Consider the following 23,650-nt stretch of genomic DNA (forward strand, 5'->3'; position numbering starts at 1 on the left):
TCTTAACCAAAGAAAATCAATTAATTAAAAAACAGATCAATATCTGAAATTTAAATTGGCTTCCTGAAGTAAAAATAATTGCACAATGAGGAGAAAAAGCGTTAATTTTATTTGGAAATAGGAGATTCAGTTAAACTTAATTATTTTAATTTAAATGGGTAAAATCATTGCAATTGCCAATCAAAAAGGTGGAGTAGGTAAAACCACAACCGCTATCAACCTGGCTGCCAGTCTTGCAGCTCTGGAATTTAAGACCCTATTGGTAGACGCTGATCCTCAGGCTAACTCAACCTCAGGATTAAGTTTTAACCCAAAGACAATTGAAAAAAGTATCTATGAATGCATGGTTGACGGAATAAATGCTGATGAGCTAATTCTTAACACCAATGTAGCATTCCTGGACCTCCTTCCAGCTCACATCGACCTTGTAGGTGCGGAAGTAGAGATGATCAGCCTTGATCACAGAGAGGAAAAGATGAAAGAATCTTTAAAGAATGCAAAAGAAAGATACGATTATATAGTTATAGACTGTTCACCTTCACTTGGTCTTATCACGGTAAATGCCTTGACTGCTGCTGATTCCATATTAGTACCGGTTCAGTGTGAGTACTTTGCCCTTGAAGGATTAGGAAAACTACTTAATACTATTAAGATTATCCAGACCAGACTTAACACTGCGCTTGAAATCGAAGGAATTCTCCTTACAATGTATGATCCAAGGGTAAGATTATCAAACCAGGTAGTGGAAGAAGTTAAAACTCACTTCCAGCACCTTGTATTTGAAACTATTATTCCTAGAAATATTAAACTCAGTGAATCTCCAAGTTTTGGATTGCCTGTTATAGCTCATGATGCAGAAAGCAAAGGAGCTATCAGTTACCTGAATCTAGCTCAGGAGATTCTTGAAAGAAATAAAGTAGCATTAAGTTAATACCCGATTTCAATGAACGATAAGAAATCGCAGATACCTGCAGCAAAAAAAAGTGTTTTGGGAAGAGGTTTAGGAGCCCTGCTTCAGGATTCCGATACTGCAAAACCCGAAAGAAAAGTAGAAGTTGAAAGAGCACCAGAAAGTGCAATTAACGAAATACCTGTTGACAGTATTGAAGTCAACCCATATCAGCCAAGGACTCATTTTGATCAGGAAGCCCTTCAGGAGCTTTCTGAATCTATAAAGGTGCAGGGCATTATTCAGCCAATTACCGTTAGACAACTTTCACCTGGTAAATATCAATTGATTTCAGGAGAAAGAAGGCTTCAGGCTACCAAACTTGCTCAACTTCCTAAAATTACTGCTTATATAAGAACCGCTAATGACCAGCAAATGCTGGAAATGGCTCTTATTGAAAACATTCAGAGAGAAAACTTAAATGCGCTTGAAATTGCACTGAGCTATCAGAGATTAATTTCTGAATGCAGTCTGAAGCAGGAAGAATTAGGGGACCGCGTGGGGAAAAACAGAACTACGGTAACCAATTACTTAAGACTTCTGAAACTTCCGCCAGACATTCAGGCTGCTGTAAGAGATAACAGAATTTCAATGGGGCATGCCAGAGCCTTGATTACCATTGAAAGAATTGATGATCAATTGAGTATCTTCAAGAAAATTCTGGATGAAGAATTATCGGTTAGAAAAACTGAAGACCTGGTAAGATCACTTTCTCAGCCTTCTTCACAAGCAAAAGTTGCGGAATCGAAAGGTGAAGACAAGAAGACTTACTTCAACCCTGAAATAGTACATATACAGACAAAATTGTCTACACATTTCGGAACAAAAATCAATATTAATTGTGATAAACAAAACAAAGGCGAGATTAAGATCCCATTTGTAAATGCGGATGATTTAAACCGGATATTAGATATATTAAATTTTTAGATATGATATTAAAGCTGGTAAGACCCATTGTATTAATAACGGTTATAACTTTTATTAATGCAATGGGGGCCACAGCCCAGAATGATACCCTTTCTCAGGCACCCGTTAAAAAATCAAAACCCAAACACAATTACCGTCCAGGAAGAGCTGCTTTGCTTTCCACAGTTCTACCCGGAGCAGGACAGTTTTACAACCGCAGATACTGGAAACCTCCTATTATATATGCAGGAGCTGCTGCACTTGCCTATTGGATAAGGTTTAATTCACTTGAGTACACCAGGTTCCATAATGCCTATAGTAGTCGCGTTGGCTTCAGAATCAGTAATGATCCAAGTGTAAAACAGCCAGGTGAATTTAAAGATTACAGTGATAATGAGTTAAAGTTAACAAGAGACTCGTACAGAAGAGATCTTGAGTTTTCGATTATCATCTCTACAGCTGTGTATGCATTAAACATTGTGGATGCATATGTAGATGCTCATCTGAGGCAATTTGACATTAATGAAGATATTTCTTTATCTGTTCATCCGCTTTTATATTCTTATAATTATTCCCAATTTGCAGGAGGAATAAAATTAAACTTTACTATAAAATAAATGAGAATTTTACTTTTGGGCTATGGCAAAATGGGAAAAACCATTGAGCAAATTGCCATAAGTCGTAACCACACTGCTCCTTTCAAAATCGATCTTGAGAATTACAGTTCGCTTACTTCAATAACTAAAGATCAGGTTGACGTTGCAATAGAATTTACTCAACCGGAAAGTGCATACAACAATGTAAAATACTGTATAGAACAAGGTATACCGGTAGTTTGTGGAACTACAGGCTGGCTTGAAAAGAAAAAAGAGCTGGAAGAGCTTTGCAGAAAAAATGGCAGTGCTTTCTTCTATGCATCCAATTTCAGTGTAGGAGTAAATTTATTCTTCCATCTTAACAAATTGCTTGCAAAAATCATGAATCCCTTTCCTGAATATGAAGTGAGCATGGAAGAAATTCATCACAAACAAAAACTGGATGCACCAAGCGGAACTGCCATTACTTTAGCTGAAGGAATTATTGATGCAACCCCGAAAATCAATAGCTGGGTAAATCAACCTACCAAAGAAAAAAGTCTGTTAGGAATTACATCAAAAAGACTTGATGCTGTACCTGGTACACATACTGTTTATTATAATTCACCCGTTGATACTATTGAAATAACACATACAGCACATTCCCGTGAAGGATTTGCCAAAGGTGCTGTAGTAGCAGCTGAATGGCTGGTAGGTAAAAAAGGTGTCTTTGGCATGGACGATATGCTAAAAATCAGTTACTAAGAGAAAATAAGTATTTTTTTATAAATCATATAAGGTATGAATTTAAAATTCTGGGAAAAGAAAAAAGAACCACAAAAAAAGAAATCCAAATCCAGAGAATGGGTAGATGCAATTGTATTTGCAGTTGTAGCAGCCACCCTTATCAGATGGATTTTCATGGAAGCTTTTACTATCCCAACCCCGTCCATGGAAAAATCATTACTAGTAGGAGACTTCCTATTTGTAAGTAAATTTCACTATGGAGCCAGAACCCCTAAAACTCCTTTACAGATGCCGTTGACACATCAGAAAATCTGGGGAACGGAAATACCTTCATATGTTGATTGGATCCAACTTCCTCAATACAGACTGCCAGGTATCAGCAAGGTGAAAAACAATGATGTAGTAGTTTTTAACTATCCACCGGAAGAAGAATATCCAACAGACCTGAAGACCAATTATATAAAAAGGTGTATCGCTATTGGCGGAGATACTATTACTCTCAAAAAAGCAAAAGTTTTTGTTAATGGTAAACCAGTAGCAGATCCTCCTAAAACTCAGTACAGGTATTTCATGCAAACTCCTGAAGTATTTTCTTCAAAAGAATTCAGGAAATTTGGAGTAACGGAATATCAGCCTGTACAAAATGGATTCTATATCTTTACCACTGAAGAACAGGCAAACATATTTAAAGGTTTTCAGGGAATCAAAAGTGTTGAGCCAATTATTAGACCAGCAGGAGAACCCGAACCGAGAATATTTCCTCATTCTTCAAAATTTAACTGGAACGAAGACAACTTCGGACCACTTTGGGTACCTGCAGAAGGTGCAACAATCCAGCTGACTCCTGAAAACATTATTCTCTATGGAACCACAATCCAAAATTATGAGAATCTTGATGATGTAAGACTAGAGGATGACAAGCTGTTTATCGATGGTAAAGAAGCTAAAGAATATACCTTCAAGCAGAATTACTACTTCATGATGGGAGACAACAGACATAACTCTCTGGATTCAAGGTACTGGGGTTTTGTGCCAGCAGATCACATAGTTGGAAAAGCCTTGTTTATCTGGCTTTCACTTGATCAGAACGGCGGCATTATTGATAAAATACGCTGGAACAGATTCTTCAATATTATTAGATAATAAAAAAATCCCGGACATTAAAATCCGGGATTTTTTTTATGCTTTTTTAATAATTCATTCTTGGTCAAAAAAATAAAATGCAATGATATTGGATATAAAGACGCCAGCATGGCGTCTCTGTAAGGGTATGCATAATATTATTTCTTTTCACTGAAACATAGGGCTAACACCTTATGCTGACAAAATCCCCACTCCGGGGCTCTGTGTGTTTCAGACTTTTACTTTTGAGAATAAATTTAACTTTTTAGAGTTCTTATAGTTGTTTACTTTCCTCTCCAATTTCCAACTTTCAACTTAAAACTTTCAACTTAAAACTTAAAACTTAAAACTTACTACTTTCAACTTAAAGCTACCAGTCAATTTCCCGCTTTCCCATTTCCCTCAAATATTCATTTGTTTTGCTAAAATGATTATTCCCAAAGAATCCTCTTTCGGCTGAAAATGGTGAAGGGTGTGCTGATTCCAATACGAGGTGCTTTGAACGGTCAATTACACTTCCTTTTTTCTGGGCATAAGCTCCCCAAAGTATAAAAACCAGATGCTCTTTTTCAGCTGACAAAATCCTGATGACTTCATCAGTGAACTCTTCCCAGCCTTTTTTCTGATGAGAACCTGCCGTATTAGCGCGAACTGTAAGAGTAGCATTTAATAATAAGACGCCCTGTTTTGCCCATCTCTCAAGATTTCCTGATTTTGGCATCGGCCTTCCAAGATCTCTGTTAATTTCCTTAAAAATATTTTTTAATGAGGGCGGAAGAGGAACATGGTCTGCAACCGAAAAACACAATCCATTTGCCTGTCCAGGCCCATGATAAGGGTCTTGTCCGATAATTACAACTTCTACATTATCAAAAACACACCATTCAAATGCATTAAAAATCTGATTTCCGGGAGGATAAATTGTATGATTTTGCCTTTCCTGCTTTAAAAAGTTTACCAGATTCTGAAAATATGGTTTTTCAAACTCCTTATAAACCCTCTCCTTCCAGGAAGATTCTATTTTAACATCCATTTAACTAAAATTTTGCTGTCCCAATTTAAAATCAGATTATTCAATAGACAAATTGTACTTAATTAATTTTATAAGAAATAGCCTCACGATGAATGGTAGCCTTCGATGTAGCTTTCAATGCCTAAAAGATTTTCAAACAAAATCATTGAATTAAACAAACTTCTCTTTAACTTTAGAGTTAAGTGTCAAAACTTCAAAAACTCAGAAAAATATGGTAACAGAAATCACAGATGGTCTTAAAGTCAGCGTGGTTACTTCTTACCAGCCTGAGTATTCCAGCCCTTCTCAATCTCATTTTGTTTTTACTTATAAAATCAGAATTGAAAATTTCAGCAATTACACCGTGCAATTGCTAAAAAGGCACTGGTATATCTATGATGCAAATGGCATTATCAGAGAAGTAGAGGGTGAAGGCGTTGTTGGGCAACAACCAATCATAGAACCAGGTCAGGCTCATGAATATGTTTCTGGTTGCAACCTCAAAACAGAATTGGGAAAGATGAAAGGTTCTTATCTGATGGAAAGGATTGTAGATGGAAAGCAATTCAAAGCTGTCATTCCACAATTTGTAATGGTTGTACCTTATAAACTAAATTAATTTATAATAGAGTTCTTTTTGTGTGAAGCGTTTTTTCTTTTTTATAATTAGTTATATAAAATACTTTTTTTCTTCCAAAGACGAACATTCAATTCACAGTCCTTTTGTCTTTAACCTTTACAGGGAAATTATCATAAAGAAAAAGCACTATTATGCTTTTGAAGATCTGAATAAAATCCGACACAATCTATTATCAGACCAAACAGTCCTTAAAATAAATGATCTGGGAGCTGGCTCTAAAGTAAATCAGAGCAAAGAACGGTTGGTCAGTGATATTGTGAAAAATTCAGGCAAAAGCACTAAAATTTCCGAGTTACTTTTCAGGCTAACAAATCATTTTCATCCTTCTATCCTGATAGATCTTGGTACTTCTGTCGGATTAACCACTTTGTATTTATCTAAAGCGTCTCAGCAAAGTATTGTATACTCTTTTGAAGGATGCCATGATACAGTTGAATATGCAAAAAAATTATTCAAAACTGCCCAAGCGGATAATGTTCTTACAATAGAGGGAAACATTGACAACACCTTGCCAGCACAAATAGAAAAAATTACACAAATAGACCTTGCTTATTTTGATGCCAATCACACCTATGAGGCTACCAAAAGGTATTTCGAATGGTGCATCAAAAAAATTCATAACGACACACTTTTCATTTTTGATGACATCCACTGGTCGCCAGGAATGGAAAAAGCCTGGAAGGAAATAATAGAAGATAACAGAACGGTTGTAACTATTGATCTCTTTGAAGTTGGCCTGGTATTCTTCAGAAGAGAGCAACCGAAACAGCACTTTATTCTAAAGTTGTAAGTAATAAGTTATAAGTAATTTCTCGACTTAAAACTTATCACTTACAACTTATAACTTCTACAACGCTTGTCTCAATCTTACCAGCTTAACCATAAGATCTTCCAGATAATCCAGCTTAAGCATATTAGCACCATCGGATTTTGCTATACTTGGATTCGGATGAGTTTCAATAAATAAACCGTCTGCTCCTACTGCTATAGCTGCTTTTGCTATTGTTTCTATCAACTCTGGCTTTCCTCCTGAAACTCCTGAAGCCTGATTAGGCTGCTGAAGAGAATGTGTGCAATCCATAATTACCGGAACGCCTGTCTCTTTCATCGCAGGAATATTTCTGTAATCTACAACCAGATCAGTATAACCGAATGAATTACCTCTGTCGGTCAGCATAACCTTTTTATTGCCAGCATCAACAATTTTGTCAACTGCAAATTTCATAGCTTCTCCGGAAAGGAACTGTCCTTTCTTTACATTCACAACTTTTCCTGTATTAGCAGCAGCAACCAGCAGGTCAGTTTGTCGACAAAGGAAGGCCGGAATCTGCAGAATGTCTACATAACGTGCAGCAAAAGCAGCATCCTGGCTTTCATGAATATCCGTAACTACAGGCACGCCAAATTTAGCTTTTACCTCAGCCAGAATTTCCAATGCCTTCTCATCCCCTATGCCCATAAAAGAACCACCTTTTGTTCGATTTGCTTTTTTAAATGAGCTTTTAAAGATATATGGTATTTTAAGTTTTTCGGTAATAGCAATAACTTTTTCAGCTACCTCGAAGACATTTTCTCTGCTTTCTACCACACAAGGACCAGCAATCAGAAAGAAGTTTCCGGAATCAGTATGTTTGATCTCCGGTAAAAAGGATTTGATCATTATAAACTTTATTTTTTTATCAGGTAAATAAACAACTCCCTTCCTGCACGCGGTGGAATTGAATTATGACAATTGTCGAAATATTTTATTTCAAAATAAGGACGAAAATAAGAAATATATTCCTCTTTCGTACCGCCAAAAGGAGGTTTATCATTATTTAAGGGATCATTAAAGAGAACACCCACAAGTCTACCTCCCTTTTTAAGTAGCTCTGCCATTTTAGCTGCATATTGAGGTCTTAGCTTTGGATCCAGAGCACAAAAGAAAGTTTGCTCGATTATAATATCAAATGAATCTTTTAAAAGAAAAAAATCCACATGCAAGAGCTGTTCAGCTGGAAAATCCGGAACTCTTTTTTTGAAATTTTCGAGAGGAAAAGCAGAAATATCAGCTACAAATACATTTTTAAACCCGGAACGGAAAACATACTCCGCTTCATGTGCGTTTCCACATCCGGGAACTAAAATGCGGAGATTCTTGTCTTTATCGTCAAGTTGATCAAAATAATCCTTAATCGGAGTAGTTATATAAGAGGCGTCCCAACCAGTGTCGTTGGAGACATACCTTTGATCCCAAAATTCTTTATTTATATTCATATCTAGCTGTAATTAACGCCCTTTTTTAAAAAAAAATTGATAAAATTGAATATATAATTAATTTTACACCGTAAATTTCAACAAAAAGACACCCATTAACCAACAATCATGGCCGAAGTTAACGAACCAAAAGAAACGCAAAAAAGCGGAAGCAAAAAAGGCTTGATCATTGCTTTCATCATTATCTTATTGGCTATCAATGCCGTACAACTTTTCCTTAATATCAACAAAAGCAACGATATTGCAGTAAAGGACCAACAAATTGTTGAAGCAAATGCAAAAATTGACAGCACTACTTCAGAGCTGACTAAAGCAATTGATGATCTGAAATTAAAGAAACTGGAAATCGAAAGACTAGGTGGAGATACTGCGGCACTTGGAGAACAAATAAGAAACCTGGAAATTGAAAGTGAAAAACTGAAAAATGAAAGTGCTGCAAACTACAGCAAATACATCAGAATTAAGAAAGAAATAGATAAGGCAAATCAGATTGCGCGCGAAGCATCTGCTGAAGTTGACAGGCTTAAAGCCCAGCTGGCTGCAGCTGATTCCAGCATTAAAGATTATCAGACTAAAGTTGTTGCTAACCTCGACACTATCAATAAACTTAAAGTTACCCAAAACGAACTTGCTGAAAAAGTGGCAATCGCCAGTGTATTAAAAGCAGAAAGTTTCCAGATAGATGCTATCACAGCTAAAGGTAAAGTTAAAGATGGTGGAGAATTTAAAGCTAAGAACATTGACAAATTAAAAATCTCTTTCTACCTGGGCGAAAACAAAGTAGCGAAACAAGAAGGAAAAGAAATTATCCTGAGAGTAATTGAGCCGGACGGAAGTGCATTGTTTGATGTAGGGACAGGCGGAGGAAGCTTCCAGTTTGAAGGCAAAGAAATTTTCTACACCTTAAAACAAGATGTATTGTTTGACAACAGAAAACCTCAGGTTGTTTTCACCTATGTTAAAGGTAGCGCTTACAAGCCGGGAAAACACAATGTTGAAGTTTATACAGAAGGACATAAGATTGGAGAAGGAAGCTTCTTAGTGAAATAAGTTAAAAGTTAAAAGTTAAAAGCTTAAAGTATAAAGAAACCCTGACGAGATGATCGTCGGGGTTTTTCTTTTTTAGCTAAGCTTATTTCCCTTAACTTCGTATATAGCAAAAATAATTTTAATTTTTATATGAAAAGAGCAATACTATTTTTATTGATTTTTATTCCTTGTTGGGTGAATGGGCAAGGGTTTATGAAGTATTATAAAGAGGCTTTCTATGATATTGGAATTGATCAAAACGGTAATATTTTAACAACTTTAGGATATACATTTTTAAAAATAGATCAACAAGGCAATATATTAACTTCAAAACCAATTAATTTTCGATCAGAAAATGAATATTCGTTTTTAATGGATGTTCAATCCTCGTATAATGGTGCATATTACGCCGGAGATTATCCAATAAGTAAATTACTGAAACTGGATTCAGACGGCAATACCATTTGGGAAGCAAATTCTTATACAACTCTCATGCTTGAGGATCTTCAAAAAAATCTCCTTGCTAGTAATGGGAAACGGATTATAAAATATAGTCCTACAGGAAAAGAATTATGGACAAAAAATTATCCATTTACTGTTGCATCCATTAATCTTTCTGACAATAATGAATATAAAATAGTCGGACAGGAAGGTGATAAAATAGTTTTTTCAAAATTAAACGAATTAGGAGATACTATTTATACAAAAAAATATAAGACATCACTTTTTGCTAAATCACAAACTTCAGACGGGAACCTAATTGCCACTGGCAATAATGGAAAAATTTTCATAATCAGTGAAGCCGGAGACACACTTGGATCCAACGTTATCAAAAAATCATACATCTCTTGTATAGAGCAAACAAAAGATGGTTTTTTCCTGGCTTCTGATAATAACTCTCCAGCAAATCTTACCAAATACGATTTAAATTGCAGAGAACTATGGAGTTTAGATATTCCTTCCAGTAGAATCTTATCCGTACGTGCACTTCCTGACCAAGGGTTTATTGCTGCCTGTACCACATTTGTTGATGGCAACAAAACAATATTAATTCGAGGAGATAAAAACGGGAAAATATACTCCAATTATATAAAAGGAAAAATTAGCAAAGACATCAATAACAATTGTTCATTAGATGGCAATGAACCAAAAAACATGTCTGGCATGTTAGTAAAAACCGAACCAGAGAATCTTTATGCCATTACAGACGAATCCGGCAATTATTCCATAGCTGTGGATACTGGTATTTCATACAAAATAATTCCTATAATAAACAGCAAGATCGGGAATCAATCATCATCATGTTATCCTTTCAGGACGGTACTTTTTAATCAGAAACAGAAAGATTCTACTGGTAATGATTTCTTTATTAAACAAGAATTGAATCCGGATCTGAAGATCAATTATTCCATATCCAACAGAACAAGGTGCTTCACCGGGGCATCTACTATCACAATAGCCAATTATGGGTTTGCCGATGCTGAAAATGTAACCGTTTCAGTAGAGGCTCCATCCTTTTATTTCATAAAGGAGGCTAACTTTCCCTTTTTAAAAAGTGATAAGTTTATTCAATTCAATGTCGGAAAAATTGAGACTGGGAAAATCAAAACTATAAAATTAATAGATTCTATCTCTTGCATTGCAATGCTTAATGATGTGGCAAACATAAGATCAATAGTGAGCACAACGACCAATTGCATCAAACCTAAGTTTTGTAAAGATACAGTCATAATCAGATTCTCTGTTACCGGCTCTTTTGATCCTAATGATAAACAAGTCTTTCCTTCATTAATTAACTTTGAAGATTATTTTGACGGAAATAAAGAGCTCAACTATCTTATAAGATTCCAGAATACAGGCAACGGAGAGGCCCGTACCGTCAGGGTTGTTGACACACTTTCATCTTCTTTAGACATTCATTCCATTCGTTCTATACAGACAAGTCATGGCTCTTCAACTAAAATCATCAGTTCTGATCCATTAATTATCGAATGGCTTTTTGAAAACATCAATCTCCCCTATCAAAGCCAAAGTGAAGAACTAAGTCAAGGCTTCATTTCTTTCTCCATCGACCTGAAAGACGGACTAGAAGATAAAACTATCGTATCCAATGGAGCGGCCATTTATTTTGACTACAATGAACCTGTTATCACCAACAGAGCCACCACTCTTATCAGTTCTGAAGAGGAAACTGAAACATATAAAGAATCCATCACAACAGGAACTCAAAAGGTTTCTTCTATTCATTCCATCATTCTGTTCCCCAACCCAATCACAGAATCTTCTGTCATAAGAATTGCTCCTACTTTGAATGCATTCAAAACAGCTGTCTATGATTCAAAAGGAATTAAACTTCTTGAAAAAGATGGCTCTGGTGATGAAGTTTCAATCCACAGAAGTGACTTGAGGCCGGGAATTTATTTCTATCAAATATACACAGAGAATCAGGAAATTGGGAAGGGAAGTTTTCTGGTGAAATAGGTTTTTGAGCGGGAAGCGAAAGGCTTAAAGCTGAAAGTATAAGAAACCCTGACGAGTTAATCGTTCGGGTTTTCTTGTTTCACAATCTGACAAAGTGCTAGATTTTAAAAACTTACAATAAAAATAATTTCTATAAATAAACCTCTTCCAAAGATTTTTTTGTTTTCCGGTAATTCTCAGTATATTTGCGGTCTTAAAAATTATCATTTTACATAAAAGTAATTATGGAATTAAATAACTACGAGACGGTATTCATTTTAACTCCCGTTTTGTCTGAAGCTCAGATGAAGGATACCGTAGAAAAATTTAAGCAAGTTCTGAAAGATCAGGGTGCTCAAATCATTAACGAGGAGAACTGGGGTCTGAAAAAGCTAGCTTACCCTATTAACCACAAAACAACAGGTTTCTACACGCTTATCGAATTCAACGCGAAGCCTACTACAATCAACACTTTGGAGATTGAGTACAAACGTGATGAGAGAGTGATGAGATTCTTGACTGTATCTCTTGACAAACACGCTGTTGCTTACAACAACAAGAGAAGAAAAGGTGAATTTAAGAAATCAGCTGAAAAACAGGAGGAAAAAGCATAATGACACTAGTAAACGAACCCGTAAACAGAGTTGAGAATCGCAAAAAGTACTGCAGATTCAAAAAACTAGGCATCAAATACATTGATTATAAAGATGCTAACTTCCTTCTGAAATTTGTAAACGAACAAGGTAAAATTTTACCAAGAAGGTTAACAGGTACTAGTCTTAAATTTCAAAGAAAAGTTTCTCAGGCGGTAAAAAGAGCAAGACACCTTGCTTTACTACCTTATGTAACTGATTCACTAAAATAATCTCTTGGATCCATGGAAGTAATATTAAAAGAAGATATAAAAGGATTAGGTTACAAAAACGACCTTGTAAAGGTTAGACCTGGTCACGGCAGAAATTTCCTTATCCCAAAAGGACTTGCTGTAATTGCTAGCGAAAGCAACAAAAAAATGCTTCAGGAAAACCTGAAACAAGCTGCTCACAAAGCTGAGAAAATTAAAAAAGACGCTATCGCTCTTTCTGAAAAAATCGGTGCTTTGGTTCTTACTATCCCTGCAAAAGTAGGTGAAAGCGGAAAAATCTTCGGAGCTGTTACAGTTCTTCAGGTTTCTGATGCTTTGAAAGACAAAGGTTTCAATGTTGACAGAAAGAAAATCACCTTCAAATCTGAAGTTAAAGAAGTTGGAGAGTATTCTGCAATCCTTGACCTTCACAAAGAAGTAAAACACGAAGTAAAATTCAAAGTTGTTGCTGGTTAAGCACTTACTTAGAATATTTTAAAATCCCGGGTAGTGCTTATCCGGGATTTTTTATTTTTATACAACTATGAATCTAAGAACTGAATTAACAATAGAAAATCAGGGATTCACACTCTCCCATCAATCAACCATACTCACAGCCGGCTCTTGCTTTGCTGAAGTGATCGGAAATAAACTAAAAGACGCTAAATTCCAAAGTCTTGTCAATCCCTTCGGGACCATTTTTAATCCGCTTTCACTTTTTTCATTACTCCAAAACTCAATTGACAATCAATACCTTAGTCAGGATTATTTTATCCAACAAGACGACATATGGTATAACTACGATTTCCATTCTGACCTTTCTGCTCCTACTAAAAACGAACTCTGGGATAAAATAAGAGCCAGAATTAATGAAACGAATAGCTTTCTTAAAAAGGCTGATTTACTCATTATTACCTTAGGCACTTCTTATATATACAAACTATTACCCGACAACAAAGCTGTAGCAAATTGTCATAAGAAACCTTCTTCCTATTTCAGTAAATACCTTCTGAAGTCTGAGGAAATCGTGAGAGCATTTTCTGAAGCCTATCCCCAACTCAGGAAATTCAATCCGGACCTCAAAATTCTTTTAACGGTAAGTCCGGTCAGACATATAAAAGATACCATTACCTTAAATTCTGTAAGCAAGTCCATTTTAAGAGTGGCAGTGCATGAGCTTACAGAAAAATTCAAAGATGTGTATTACTTCCCTGCATATGAACTAATGATGGATGATTTAAGGGATTATCGATTTTATAAAGATGATCTGATTCACCCAACTTCAATGGCTGAAAATTATATCTGGGAAAAATTTTCTGAGTGTTATTTTTCAGAAAAAACAAGAAGCATTCTATTGGAATGGAGCCTGATTCAAAAAGCACTGAACCACAAAGCATTTAATCCTTCTTCTGCTGCTCATCAAAAATTTCTCAGGGATACAATCAACAAACTGAGTAAATTTAAAAACCTTTTTTCAGTAGATGCTGAAATGAGAGCTTTGGAAAAACACCTTTTATGACCCGTTTTCCTTTTTATTTTTGTTAATGAATAAAAGCCATACGGATATGCAGGAAAATACAACATCCAAAAAAGCCAATAAATTGCTTAAGGAAAGCAGTCCTTATCTGAAGCAACATGCATACAATCCTGTAGAATGGCAGCCTTGGGGAAATGAAGCGCTGGAGCAGGCGAGAAAAGAAGATAAACCTATAATAGTCAGCATCGGATATTCATCATGCCACTGGTGCCATGTGATGGAAAGAGAATCGTTTGAAGACGATGGTGTAGCTGAAATCATGAATTCCGGATTCATTAACATCAAGGTTGATCGTGAAGAAAGGCCGGATCTGGATCATATCTATATGGAAGCAATCCAGCAGATGAATTTGGGTGGGGGCTGGCCGCTGAACGTTTTCCTTACTCCTGATGCCAAGCCCTTTTTCGGTGGCACTTATTTTCCCCGCGAACAATGGAAGCATGTTTTAAAAGAAGTTTTAAAAGCTTTTCAGGATCAAAGAAAGGCTCTGGAAGATTCTGCAGATTCCTTTACCAATGCTCTGAATACTTCAGAACTCCAAAAGTATGGATTAACAGAAACTCAAACTGATTTCAGCATAGAAGACCTTAATACTGGCTTCAAAAACATGTCAGCCCAGTTTGATACTACCCTTGGAGGAATGGACAAAGAGCCTAAATTCCCAATGCCAACCTTGTATTTCTTTTTGCTCAGGTACTATCATCTTACTAAAGATGATCTTGCATTAAGACAATTAGTTCTGACATTAGATGAAATGGCCAAAGGCGGCATCTATGACCAGATAGGCGGCGGCTTTGCCAGGTATTCCACAGATGCGGAGTGGTTTGCTCCTCATTTTGAAAAAATGCTATATGACAATGGATTGCTCATGGCCCTATACTCTGAAGCATATACATTAACAAAAAACACAACTTATAAAGCAATAGTCAATGAAACCTTTGAATGGCTTAGGAGAGAAATGACATCTCCTGAGGGTGGATTTTACTCTGCCTTAGATGCAGACAGTGAAGGGGAGGAAGGGAAATTTTATACATGGACTTTGGAGGAAGTTGAAAAACTAATACATGATGATATTCTTTTATTCAAATCCTACTATAACATCAGTGAAAATGGAAACTGGGAACATGGCCAAAATATACTATTCAGAGCGGTAACAGATGAAATGATTGCCAATTATTCTGAGACTCCACTGAATGAACTGAAATTAAAAATCGCAAACTGGAAAAAGATTTTGCTTCAAGCCAGAAGTAAAAGACCCTCCCCTGGCCTGGATGATAAGATCCTTGCTGGCTGGAATGGAATCATGCTAAAAGGATTAACAGAAGCTTACAGAACTTTTGATAAAGCTGAATATCTTGAGCTCGCTCTTTTCAACGCTTCTTTTATTAAAAATAAACTGATCAACAATAAAGTACTTTTCAGAAACTACAAAGACGGGAAAGCAAGTCAGGAAGGCTTTCTGGAAGACTACGCCTGGGTTATAGATGCTTTTATTTCTCTTTATCAGGCTACATTTGATGAACAATGGCTCACATTATCAAAGGAATTGACAGAGCATGTGGTGATGTATTTTTACGATGAAGTAGAAAACCTTTTCTATTTCACCTCTGATAATGCAGAGAAACTAATAGCCAGAAAAAAAGAATTTTTTGACAACGTGATTCCTGCCTCTAATTCTGTGATGGCCCAAAACCTTTATAAACTTGGTATCTTATTCGAAAGATCTGATTTTAGTAATCTTGCAAAAAACATGGCTTCCAATATGAAAAAACTCATTACAACAGATCCTTCATGGGTTTCCAATTGGGCCAGCCTTGTGACTTCTCTGATAGAGCCCACTGCCGAGATTGCCATTTCAGGAAGGGAATACCTGAACATAAGAAAAGAAATTGACAAGACATTTTATCCTAATAAAATCCTTGCCGGCACAGCCTCAAGAAGTGAGTTCCCCCTACTGATTGATCGTCCTGCTACTAAAGATCAGACAAGGATTTTCGTATGCTACAATAATTCCTGTCAATGGCCGGTCATGAGCGTTGATGAAGCCTGGAAACAGATTAATAAAACTATTTAATTTATAAGTGGAGTTTAATAAGGAAAATACAAAAGACCGGCTCTTTGCAGATATTCTGCTTCCTCTGCCTTTACCAAGGCCTTTCACTTATCGTATCCCTGATACGGAAAGGGAAAAAGTAAACATAGGTTCAAGAGTGATTGTCCAATTCGGAAAGAAAAGGATCTTAACAGGAATAATAGTTAAAGTACATTCTATAGAACCTGATGTATATGAAGCCAAAGACATTATAGAAATTCTTGATGATGCACCTTCAGTAAATGCCTTTCAGCTCAAGCTCTTCGAATGGATGGCCGAATATTATATGTGTCATCCGGGAGAAGTATTGAATGCAGCATTACCTTCAGGACTTAAAGTCAGCAGTGAATCCAAAATTCAACTGAACCCTAACTTTGAAGATCTTGAAGAAAAAATACCTTTTGCAGATAAGGAGCTTTTGATCATTGAAATGCTTGAGAAAAAAGAAGCTTTGACCTTTGATGAAGTAAGTCTTATTGTTGGAAAGAAAAGCGGCTCTTCTCTCATCAAGTCATTGATTAAGAAAAATCGGATCATCGTCTTTGAAGAGGTAAAAGAAAAATTTACTCCGAAAATAATAAAGAAGGTAAGACTCTGTCCACCCTATGATCAAAAGGGAAACATGCAGGAACTCTTTATAAAACTGGAGAAAAAACCCAAGCAAACAGATCTATTATTAAAGTATATAAAGCTTACCGGCTTTCTTGAAAACCCTGACAAGAATACAACTGGCATTAATAAAAATCTACTGATTGAAGAAAGTTCTCTATCCCCTTTTACATCTCTTGTAAAAGCAGGATTTTTTGAAGAGTATGAAATAGTTGTTTCAAGATTTGAAGAGGACGACGAAGAAAGTAAATATGCAGAAGTTCGCTTGTCTGAAACTCAGCAGAGCGCTAAAGATTCAATCCTCGAACAATTCGGAGAAAAAGAAGCTGTGCTGCTTCATGGCATTACCGGAAGCGGTAAAACAGAGATCTACATCGAACTCATCAAAAATGTACTTAGTGGTGGTAGCCAGGTTCTTTATCTTTTACCTGAAATTGCCCTTACTACCCAAATCGTACAGCGTTTGCGCAAGATATTTGGGGATAAAATGGGAATTTATCATTCCAAATTTTCAGATAATGAACGTGTGGAAACATGGAGAGGTATAATATCCGGAAGGTTCTCCTTCGTTGTTGGAGTAAGAAGCAGCATCTTTCTTCCTTTTGATAATCTTGGTTTGATCATTATAGATGAGGAACATGAAACATCTTACAAACAGCATGATCCTGCACCTAGATACCATGCAAGAGATACAGCTCTGATGCTGGCAAGAATGCATCATTCCAAAACTCTATTAGGCTCTGCCACACCTTCTGTCGAATCATATTTTCAAGCAGTGAATAAAAAGTGGGGATTGGTGGAATTAACACAACGCTTTGGAAATGCGAAGCTTCCTCAATTGATTGCTGTAGATGTTAGAAAAGAAAAGAGAGACAGAAAACTTCATGGTGACTTTACAGGCTTGCTTACTCAACAAATAGAAAAGAGCCTTCATGAAAGAAATCAGGTTATCCTGTTTCAGAACCGCAGGGGCTATGCTCCTTATATATCTTGCGAAGATTGCGGACATATTCCTAAATGTGACAATTGCGCTGTAAGCCTAACCTATCATCTGTATCATAAAGAGCTGAGATGCCATTATTGCGGAAGCCATGAAAGTATCCCTACACGTTGTGAAGCTTGTGGATCCAATAAAATAAAGACAGTTGGACTGGGTACAGAAAAAATAGAAGATGATATTAAACTTTTGTTTCCAGATGCTGTCACCCAGAGAATGGACCTGGATACTACGCGTAAGAAAAACAGTTACCAGAAGATCATTGAAGACTTTCAGAACAATAAGATTGACATTCTGGTTGGAACCCAAATGGTAACCAAGGGGCTGGACTTTGACAGAGTAAATCTTGTCGGCATACTCGATGCAGATTCACTCATACACTTTCCAGATTTCAGAGCACATGAGAAGGCTTTTCAGACTTTTACACAAGTAAGCGGCCGCGCAGGAAGAAGAGAGAAGGCTGGAACTGTAATTCTTCAAACCTCCTCTATAAATCATCCTGTGATAGGCAAATTGCTTCAACAGGATTATTCGGGATTCTTTAATACAGAGATTTCAGAAAGGGAAAAATTTCATTACCCTCCCTTTTACCGGCTTATAAGCATTACATTTAAAGATCCCGATGCTGGAATCGCTTCCAAGGGTGCTGACAGGCTTTTCGGGAAACTGAAATATTTCATACCAAAAGAACAAATTCTTGGTCCTGAGCAGCCTTTAATCAACAAAATAAGGAATTACTACCTGGAAGAAATAATCCTGAAATTTGAAAGAAATAAGGCAAACCTTCCTGCTATAAAATTTAAAATCAAGGAAGCTATTGAGAAAGTTCTTGCAGAAACTGCTTTTAAAAACTCGATTATTGTCTGCGACGTAGACCCTGTTTAAGATTTATTCATTATTTTCGAACTTAGAAAAGAGTATATAAAATATGAAGCTTACATTAAATATTTCCCTTTGCTGTCTGCTGATGATAGGTCTGATTTCCTGCAATCAGGAAGCTCAGGATGATACCAAAGAAATTGTTAAAGATACAGTAGTTATCCAACCAAAAGACACTGTGGTGATAGAAGAACCTAAGCATGAGGAAGTAGAACAGGAAAAAGTAGTGAATCTAGGTTTGACAAAAGATGACAAAAAGAATCTAATGGTTATTAAAGAGTTGCCGCTTGGTACTCCTTTCAAAAAGATTAAAGAACTATTTCCACCTTTGAAGGACCCTCGTCCAGAAGGCGGAAGCGCAGAACTGGCCAAACAAGGTTATACAGAAGCATCAGTAAAGCTTGACCTGATGGGCAAAAAAGCTGATCTTGAATTCAATATGAAAAACGACACTTTATACAGCTATTACTATACGATCACTGAAGCGGACTATGAAAAAGCTTCTGATATCTACCTGGGAATTCAGCAGTTTTATAACAAAGAGTTTGGTCATTGTAAAGAGGAAAAAGTTGAAGAACACAATCACTACTCCAAGTCCTGTATGTGGAATTCAGGGAAGTTCAGTGTTGTAATGACCCAGGACATTAACCGTGGTAACATAAGCTGGGGATTTCAAAGGCCGGTGGAATTTTAGAAGGTTGTAAGTATTAAGTATAAAGTAGGGTCTTAGACCTGACTTTTATATTTTGAATTCAAATTAGTATTAACAAAGCATTTACTAAATCAAAATTAAAACTTCCTTCATTCCTGTTGCAATGAGATCCTCAACTCTTTTTACCCATTCCTTTGGCATTCTTTTATTAGTCTTAACAATTAGTTTTAACAATTTAGTACAAGGGCAGTCCTTAGAAAAGCTTATAAAAAAAGCTGAAACTTTATCTAAACAAAATAAGCTTGAAGAATCAGTTAAAGTATATAAGCAAATTCTAGAAATTGATCATACATATGCACATGCATTTTACATGATTAGCATTTGGGAAGGGGAAACTAAAAACTATGAAGGCGCTCTTAAGAATATCAATAAAGCCATTGAGCATAATTCAAATATTGCTGAGTATTACCATGCCAAAGGTGTGTATTTTGCATTATTGAATAAACTTGATAGTGCACTAATGGCATATGATATAGCCATAGTCAAAGGCTCAAACAATCCTGTTCTTTATTATAATAAAGCTATTGCATATTCAAAAAGAAATGACGATAAAGAAGTAGTGCGTTATCTTAATATGTGCTTAAAAATTGACGATCAATACGAACAGGCGTGGTATAGAAGAGGAAATGCCAAGGTAAATCTTGGTTATCTGCAGGAAGCAGTTGCTGATTATACAATTGAAATTTCACTTAACAAAAAAAATGATGAATACTATAGGGCCAGAGGAGATGCATATAAACTTCTTGGTAAATTTTCAGAGGCAAGTTTGGATTTCGAAACTGCGCTAAAGTATAACCCTAACAATGCATTTATTTATAGTGGAAGAGGAAAACTAAAGGAATTTCAGGGAAAATTCAGCGAGGCTCTGGTTGACATGAATAAAGCGATAAGCCTCAATAACAATAGCAGCAGTTTATATATATCAAGAGGTACATTACTGGGCTTCAGTATGGGCAGGTTGGAAGAAGGACTTGAAGACTTAAACAAAGCTGAACTTTTGGATTCAACTACGTTTGTGGTTTATAACAATCGTGGTTTAATTAAAAATTCCCTATTAGATTTTAAGGGAGCCATAGAAGACTATAATAAAGCTATCTCCAAAGACTCTTTAAAGGCTTTCTCCTACAATAACAGAGGTTTTGTAAAATTCAGGTTAAAGGATTATGAAGGAGCATTTAAGGACATCAATAAATCATTAGAACTGGATATGGAAAACTCTTACGCTTACAGAAACAGAGCCTTAATATATATTGAGCTTAAGCAGATTTCCGAAGCTTGCCAGGATCTTTATACTGCAGAAAAATATAAATTTTCTACCTTCTATGGTAATGAGGTAAAAGAGCTGATCAGTAAACATTGTAAATAAGATCTTATCAAAAAATGATCTCATCCAACCCAATCTTTTATTTATTGTAACTCAATTAATTTCTTAAATTGTTTTGATTTTTTTCACCGCAGATTCTATTCTTATTCTTCGGATGTTTTTCTTTATAATTTTAATCATTTAAAAACAATATCCATTAACTTAAAAACCTCTGATGTTAATGATAAGAATAACCTTATTTAAATAACGAATAGTTACTCTACCTGCCCAAGTAAGAAGAGCTCAAACAGCTGATCAAGCAGGACAAGATAAATTTTGAACTAGACAATTATTAAATTTTATTATTTGAAAGGAAAAGCTATAAAACTTTCAGTTTTCCGGCTTTTCCTTTAAGCTTCAAAGGTAGAGATAAACCAGCTTTGGAATCATTCGTTAAGTCACTGGTGTCGGGATTTTTCTTCAGATTCTTAACTGGTACTAACATTTTAAACTCTGCTTCCCCATCAGGTTGAATGGTTGCATTCAGATAAAAATATAAGATATTGGTCACGAATAATGTACGCGGTATATCTATCACATTATTTTTGATAATAACAGAAGATTTGATCTTATCGAAAGTTACCCTTTGAAGTTCTTCTTCTTTAAATCCCACCTTTGACAACTTCATAACAGGCTCAACATTTATCATTTCAAGCTTATGAACTTCATAATTACCATTTACATAAACAGAAGTGCTGTCCAACTCTAATGACGAGTTCATCCTGAAATAAGTATCAAACTTTCCGTTGACTATTCCTCTGATATTGTCTGACAATATTATTTCCTGACCGAAATTGTTGAAGGCCTTGAATATCTTATCAATCCTTATCTTTTCAATTCTGACGTCTGTGTTGCAATGAATATGATTCTTTCTGGGAATAAAATCTGTTACAGAACGCATTGTGCCACCAAATGAATTCAGGGACTCTGACACTCTAAGGTTTTTGCTGTCCACCTGAATACCAAGTTCTATATCATTAGCCTGATAATTCTGAGCATAAAATTTTGATGTACGTCCAGTTAATCTTGCTCTAAGATTGTATGGCCATATAAATTGGCTTCCCTTTACCAACCGGATATTTCTTTTTTCATTTTTTTCTTTAGATCTAGGGAATTGAGTGAAATCACTGAAATAAAATTGTTCAGAGACAAACTTAAGATCCAATTGAAGACCAGGCTTATCATTGTATACAGAATTAAACAGATTTTTTGCTATACCATTCACTTCCATATCAGTTTTACCACACTGGACTCTCAGCTTTTTCATTCTTATAAAATCATTATGAAACTCAGCTTCCCCATTCAGTGTATCAAAAGCAAAATAAACTTTATTCAACTTCACGCTGACATTACGAAGGTTTACAATGCCTTTAATTACAGGAACTTTAGTTGGCTTCCCCAATAAATAATTCAGTTTACCCTTGTAGCTTCCCTTTATAAAAAAGCTCCCACCTGCTTCGGAATATTTATCAAAATATACAATATCAAAAAGCGTCTTGCTTCTTAACTTAAAGGCTACTTCTGCATTTACATCAGGATCAATAAAATTCTTAAACATTAGCTGAGAAGCCTTAATTGAATCACTTCTATTAATCACTCCTTTCAAATTTTCAAAAGTGATTGTATAATGTTCTGCCCCCATATTACCGTTAGAAGTCAGATTGGCTGAAGAAAAGGATATGTCATGAACATTTGCATTCAGTAATTTATTTGCAATAGAAAACCCCTGTCCGGAAAAATCTATTTTGAAATCTGGTTTATTTCCAGGCAGGAGATTTATGGCAATAGAAGCTTTTGCATTGACTCTTCCTGATACATTCAATAGTTCAATACTTTTTGTCCATCTTTCAGGTAGCAGCCTGAATATATTCTGTACACTCGCGTCTTTGGTTTTTATCTTCAAAGTCATTAAAGACTTATTTAAAAAATCAACATTACCACTGACATAATATTGATCATTATAAGCTTTTAAAGTACAGTTATCATATGACAATAATTTAGAATTGAAATCATAGTTTATAAACAACTGGCTCTGAAGATCCGCCTTTTTAAAAAGAGTTCCAGGACGTAGCGTTACCTCTTCGGAATATATAGTGCCATCTAAAGCAATCTTGACATTATTTGAATCAAGACTTAACCTGCTTTCAGTATTTTTGAAAAGGAGATGTATGCACTTAGGTTTGTATTGATTCTCATAATAGATCTCGAAATTTTTGAGTTTTACTTTATCAATTTTAATTTCAGAAAGTCGAGGTTTCTCATTTACAGAATCTCTTTTAATAAAAATATCAAAATCATTAGTACCCGAGGAATCAACACGCCCGTCAAACATCCCATCTGAAAGCGTTAATCCTGATATATTATAATTTTTAAATAAGAGACGATGCAGTTTCAATAGAACCTCAATTTTCTTAAGTTTTAATAATGGGCGATCATTAGAGTCAGATTTGGGAACTATTACATCATGTAGTATTAATGTAATATATGGAAAATCTGAAAATGGAGATAAGTCAATATCTTTGACCTTTACAGGCTTTTTAATCTTATCGTTGATGTTTCTGATAATAAAATCGCGAATCTCATGCTTGTAATTTACGGAAAGCAGAAATACTATTCCGAAGTACAAGACAAGGATAGATGTCAAAGCCAAAAAGATCCTAAAAAAATATTTCCGAAACATACATGCCTCTTGTGATAGTTTTTTCACTTCAGTCTTACAAATCACTGAAGATTTGAAGTACCCGATCGTTTAAAAATATTATTTCTTCCTTTTAAAACCCTGCCTGTATTTCAATTGTTTTGCAAAGTATTCCTTAGGTAAATATATTTCACTGTTTACCAGGAGAATATTATTACCCTCGCATTCTAAACACTTTCTAATATACTGAAAAACAGAGCTTATACCTTATAAAATATTATTC

At 35.6% G+C, this 23,650-nt stretch carries 21 protein-coding genes; 17 read left to right on the forward strand and 4 right to left on the reverse strand.

The window, feature by feature from the left end:
* Nucleotides 1-154 precede the first annotated feature (154 nt).
* The 5 genes from MYP_RS11270 to lepB are packed head-to-tail and all read left to right on the forward strand — an operon-like array spanning nt 155 to nt 4,320.
* Nucleotides 155-931: a ParA family protein gene (locus MYP_RS11270; RefSeq protein ID WP_045463150.1), complete on the forward strand. Its 777-nt coding sequence runs from the start codon at nt 155-157 to the stop codon at nt 929-931.
* Between the two features lie 12 nt (nt 932-943).
* Nucleotides 944-1,876: a ParB/RepB/Spo0J family partition protein gene (locus MYP_RS11275; protein ID WP_045463153.1), complete on the forward strand. Its 933-nt coding sequence runs from the start codon at nt 944-946 to the stop codon at nt 1,874-1,876.
* A gap of 2 nt (nt 1,877-1,878) precedes the next feature.
* Entirely contained in the window at nt 1,879-2,472 is a 594-nt protein-coding gene (locus MYP_RS11280; RefSeq protein ID WP_052430110.1) for a DUF5683 domain-containing protein, read from the forward strand.
* Entirely contained in the window at nt 2,473-3,195 is a 723-nt protein-coding gene (dapB, locus tag MYP_RS11285; RefSeq protein WP_045463156.1) for a 4-hydroxy-tetrahydrodipicolinate reductase, read from the forward strand.
* Nucleotides 3,196-3,231: 36 nt separating this feature from the next.
* Complete coding sequence (gene lepB, locus MYP_RS11290) at nt 3,232-4,320, forward strand: signal peptidase I (RefSeq protein ID WP_045463159.1); 1,089 nt, start codon at nt 3,232-3,234, stop codon at nt 4,318-4,320.
* A gap of 349 nt (nt 4,321-4,669) precedes the next feature.
* Here the strand turns inward: lepB and ung are convergent, their stop codons facing one another.
* A complete protein-coding gene (gene ung / locus MYP_RS11295) occupies nt 4,670-5,332 on the reverse strand; it encodes a uracil-DNA glycosylase (protein WP_045463162.1) in 663 nt (220 codons plus the stop codon).
* A gap of 211 nt (nt 5,333-5,543) precedes the next feature.
* Between ung and apaG the strand changes: the two genes are divergently transcribed.
* Nucleotides 5,544-5,930 (forward strand): Co2+/Mg2+ efflux protein ApaG, encoded by a 387-nt coding sequence (gene apaG, locus MYP_RS11300; RefSeq protein ID WP_045463165.1) that lies wholly within the window; start codon nt 5,544-5,546, stop codon nt 5,928-5,930.
* A gap of 22 nt (nt 5,931-5,952) precedes the next feature.
* Nucleotides 5,953-6,741 (forward strand): O-methyltransferase, encoded by a 789-nt coding sequence (locus MYP_RS11305; protein WP_052430111.1) that lies wholly within the window; start codon nt 5,953-5,955, stop codon nt 6,739-6,741.
* 57 nt (nt 6,742-6,798) lie between these two features.
* Here the strand turns inward: MYP_RS11305 and kdsA are convergent, their stop codons facing one another.
* Both kdsA and MYP_RS11315 read right to left on the reverse strand, forming a co-directional pair.
* Nucleotides 6,799-7,611 (reverse strand): 3-deoxy-8-phosphooctulonate synthase, encoded by an 813-nt coding sequence (gene kdsA, locus MYP_RS11310; protein WP_045463169.1) that lies wholly within the window; start codon nt 7,609-7,611, stop codon nt 6,799-6,801.
* 8 nt (nt 7,612-7,619) lie between these two features.
* Nucleotides 7,620-8,207: a methyltransferase domain-containing protein gene (locus MYP_RS11315; RefSeq protein ID WP_045463172.1), complete on the reverse strand. Its 588-nt coding sequence runs from the start codon at nt 8,205-8,207 to the stop codon at nt 7,620-7,622.
* A gap of 108 nt (nt 8,208-8,315) precedes the next feature.
* Here MYP_RS11315 and MYP_RS11320 point away from each other — a divergent pair, with 108 nt between their 5' ends.
* The 10 genes from MYP_RS11320 (at nt 8,316) to MYP_RS24980 (ending at nt 20,732) form a co-directional block, all read left to right on the forward strand.
* Entirely contained in the window at nt 8,316-9,257 is a 942-nt protein-coding gene (locus tag MYP_RS11320; protein WP_045463175.1) for a hypothetical protein, read from the forward strand.
* Between the two features lie 129 nt (nt 9,258-9,386).
* The gene (locus tag MYP_RS11325; protein WP_045463177.1) at nt 9,387-11,717 is read left to right on the forward strand and encodes a T9SS type A sorting domain-containing protein; all 2,331 of its coding nucleotides are present in this window, start codon (nt 9,387-9,389) and stop codon (nt 11,715-11,717) included.
* 224 nt (nt 11,718-11,941) lie between these two features.
* Nucleotides 11,942-12,310, forward strand: coding sequence for a 30S ribosomal protein S6 (gene rpsF / locus MYP_RS11330; RefSeq protein WP_028979360.1), 369 nt, complete (start codon nt 11,942-11,944; stop codon nt 12,308-12,310).
* A complete protein-coding gene (rpsR, locus tag MYP_RS11335; protein WP_028979359.1) occupies nt 12,310-12,561 on the forward strand; it encodes a 30S ribosomal protein S18 in 252 nt (83 codons plus the stop codon). The genes rpsF and rpsR overlap by 1 nt, the downstream gene beginning before the upstream one ends.
* Before the next feature lie 12 nt (nt 12,562-12,573).
* Nucleotides 12,574-13,017: a 50S ribosomal protein L9 gene (gene rplI, locus MYP_RS11340; protein WP_045463181.1), complete on the forward strand. Its 444-nt coding sequence runs from the start codon at nt 12,574-12,576 to the stop codon at nt 13,015-13,017.
* Nucleotides 13,018-13,084: 67 nt separating this feature from the next.
* Nucleotides 13,085-14,059, forward strand: coding sequence for a GSCFA domain-containing protein (locus MYP_RS11345; RefSeq protein ID WP_045463184.1), 975 nt, complete (start codon nt 13,085-13,087; stop codon nt 14,057-14,059).
* A gap of 25 nt (nt 14,060-14,084) precedes the next feature.
* Nucleotides 14,085-16,151, forward strand: coding sequence for a thioredoxin domain-containing protein (locus tag MYP_RS11350; RefSeq protein WP_231570035.1), 2,067 nt, complete (start codon nt 14,085-14,087; stop codon nt 16,149-16,151).
* Between the two features lie 7 nt (nt 16,152-16,158).
* Nucleotides 16,159-18,660, forward strand: coding sequence for a replication restart helicase PriA (gene priA, locus MYP_RS11355; RefSeq protein WP_045463187.1), 2,502 nt, complete (start codon nt 16,159-16,161; stop codon nt 18,658-18,660).
* A gap of 43 nt (nt 18,661-18,703) precedes the next feature.
* Nucleotides 18,704-19,348, forward strand: coding sequence for a hypothetical protein (locus MYP_RS11360; RefSeq protein ID WP_045463191.1), 645 nt, complete (start codon nt 18,704-18,706; stop codon nt 19,346-19,348).
* A 121-nt stretch (nt 19,349-19,469) separates the two neighbouring features.
* Nucleotides 19,470-20,732, forward strand: coding sequence for a tetratricopeptide repeat protein (locus MYP_RS24980; RefSeq protein WP_052430112.1), 1,263 nt, complete (start codon nt 19,470-19,472; stop codon nt 20,730-20,732).
* A gap of 316 nt (nt 20,733-21,048) precedes the next feature.
* On the opposite strand, the gene MYP_RS11370 is transcribed toward MYP_RS24980, so the two are convergent.
* On the reverse strand, nt 21,049-23,409 hold the full coding sequence (locus MYP_RS11370; RefSeq protein WP_045463888.1) for an AsmA family protein: 2,361 nt from the start codon (nt 23,407-23,409) through the stop codon (nt 21,049-21,051).
* Nucleotides 23,410-23,650: the final 241 nt, after the last annotated feature.

This window comes from Sporocytophaga myxococcoides, assembly GCF_000775915.1.
Lineage (GTDB): Bacteria > Bacteroidota > Bacteroidia > Cytophagales > Cytophagaceae > Sporocytophaga > Sporocytophaga myxococcoides_A.

What these genes read in the sequence shown, in the direction of transcription:
- MYP_RS11270 (WP_045463150.1), top strand. Translation starts at nt 155, where the DNA reads ATGGGTAAAATCATTGCAATTGCCAATCAAAAAGGTGGAGTAGGTAAA.
- MYP_RS11275 (WP_045463153.1), top strand. Translation starts at nt 944, where the DNA reads ATGAACGATAAGAAATCGCAGATACCTGCAGCAAAAAAAAGTGTTTTG.
- MYP_RS11280 (WP_052430110.1), top strand. Translation starts at nt 1,879, where the DNA reads ATGATATTAAAGCTGGTAAGACCCATTGTATTAATAACGGTTATAACT.
- dapB (WP_045463156.1), top strand. Translation starts at nt 2,473, where the DNA reads ATGAGAATTTTACTTTTGGGCTATGGCAAAATGGGAAAAACCATTGAG.
- lepB (WP_045463159.1), top strand. Translation starts at nt 3,232, where the DNA reads ATGAATTTAAAATTCTGGGAAAAGAAAAAAGAACCACAAAAAAAGAAA.
- ung (WP_045463162.1), bottom strand. Translation starts at nt 5,332, where the DNA reads ATGGATGTTAAAATAGAATCTTCCTGGAAGGAGAGGGTTTATAAGGAG.
- apaG (WP_045463165.1), top strand. Translation starts at nt 5,544, where the DNA reads ATGGTAACAGAAATCACAGATGGTCTTAAAGTCAGCGTGGTTACTTCT.
- kdsA (WP_045463169.1), bottom strand. Translation starts at nt 7,611, where the DNA reads ATGATCAAATCCTTTTTACCGGAGATCAAACATACTGATTCCGGAAAC.
- MYP_RS11315 (WP_045463172.1), bottom strand. Translation starts at nt 8,207, where the DNA reads ATGAATATAAATAAAGAATTTTGGGATCAAAGGTATGTCTCCAACGAC.
- MYP_RS11320 (WP_045463175.1), top strand. Translation starts at nt 8,316, where the DNA reads ATGGCCGAAGTTAACGAACCAAAAGAAACGCAAAAAAGCGGAAGCAAA.
- MYP_RS11325 (WP_045463177.1), top strand. Translation starts at nt 9,387, where the DNA reads ATGAAAAGAGCAATACTATTTTTATTGATTTTTATTCCTTGTTGGGTG.
- rpsF (WP_028979360.1), top strand. Translation starts at nt 11,942, where the DNA reads ATGGAATTAAATAACTACGAGACGGTATTCATTTTAACTCCCGTTTTG.
- rpsR (WP_028979359.1), top strand. Translation starts at nt 12,310, where the DNA reads ATGACACTAGTAAACGAACCCGTAAACAGAGTTGAGAATCGCAAAAAG.
- rplI (WP_045463181.1), top strand. Translation starts at nt 12,574, where the DNA reads ATGGAAGTAATATTAAAAGAAGATATAAAAGGATTAGGTTACAAAAAC.
- MYP_RS11345 (WP_045463184.1), top strand. Translation starts at nt 13,085, where the DNA reads ATGAATCTAAGAACTGAATTAACAATAGAAAATCAGGGATTCACACTC.
- MYP_RS11350 (WP_231570035.1), top strand. Translation starts at nt 14,085, where the DNA reads ATGAATAAAAGCCATACGGATATGCAGGAAAATACAACATCCAAAAAA.
- MYP_RS11360 (WP_045463191.1), top strand. Translation starts at nt 18,704, where the DNA reads ATGAAGCTTACATTAAATATTTCCCTTTGCTGTCTGCTGATGATAGGT.
- MYP_RS24980 (WP_052430112.1), top strand. Translation starts at nt 19,470, where the DNA reads ATGAGATCCTCAACTCTTTTTACCCATTCCTTTGGCATTCTTTTATTA.
- MYP_RS11370 (WP_045463888.1), bottom strand. Translation starts at nt 23,409, where the DNA reads ATGTTTCGGAAATATTTTTTTAGGATCTTTTTGGCTTTGACATCTATC.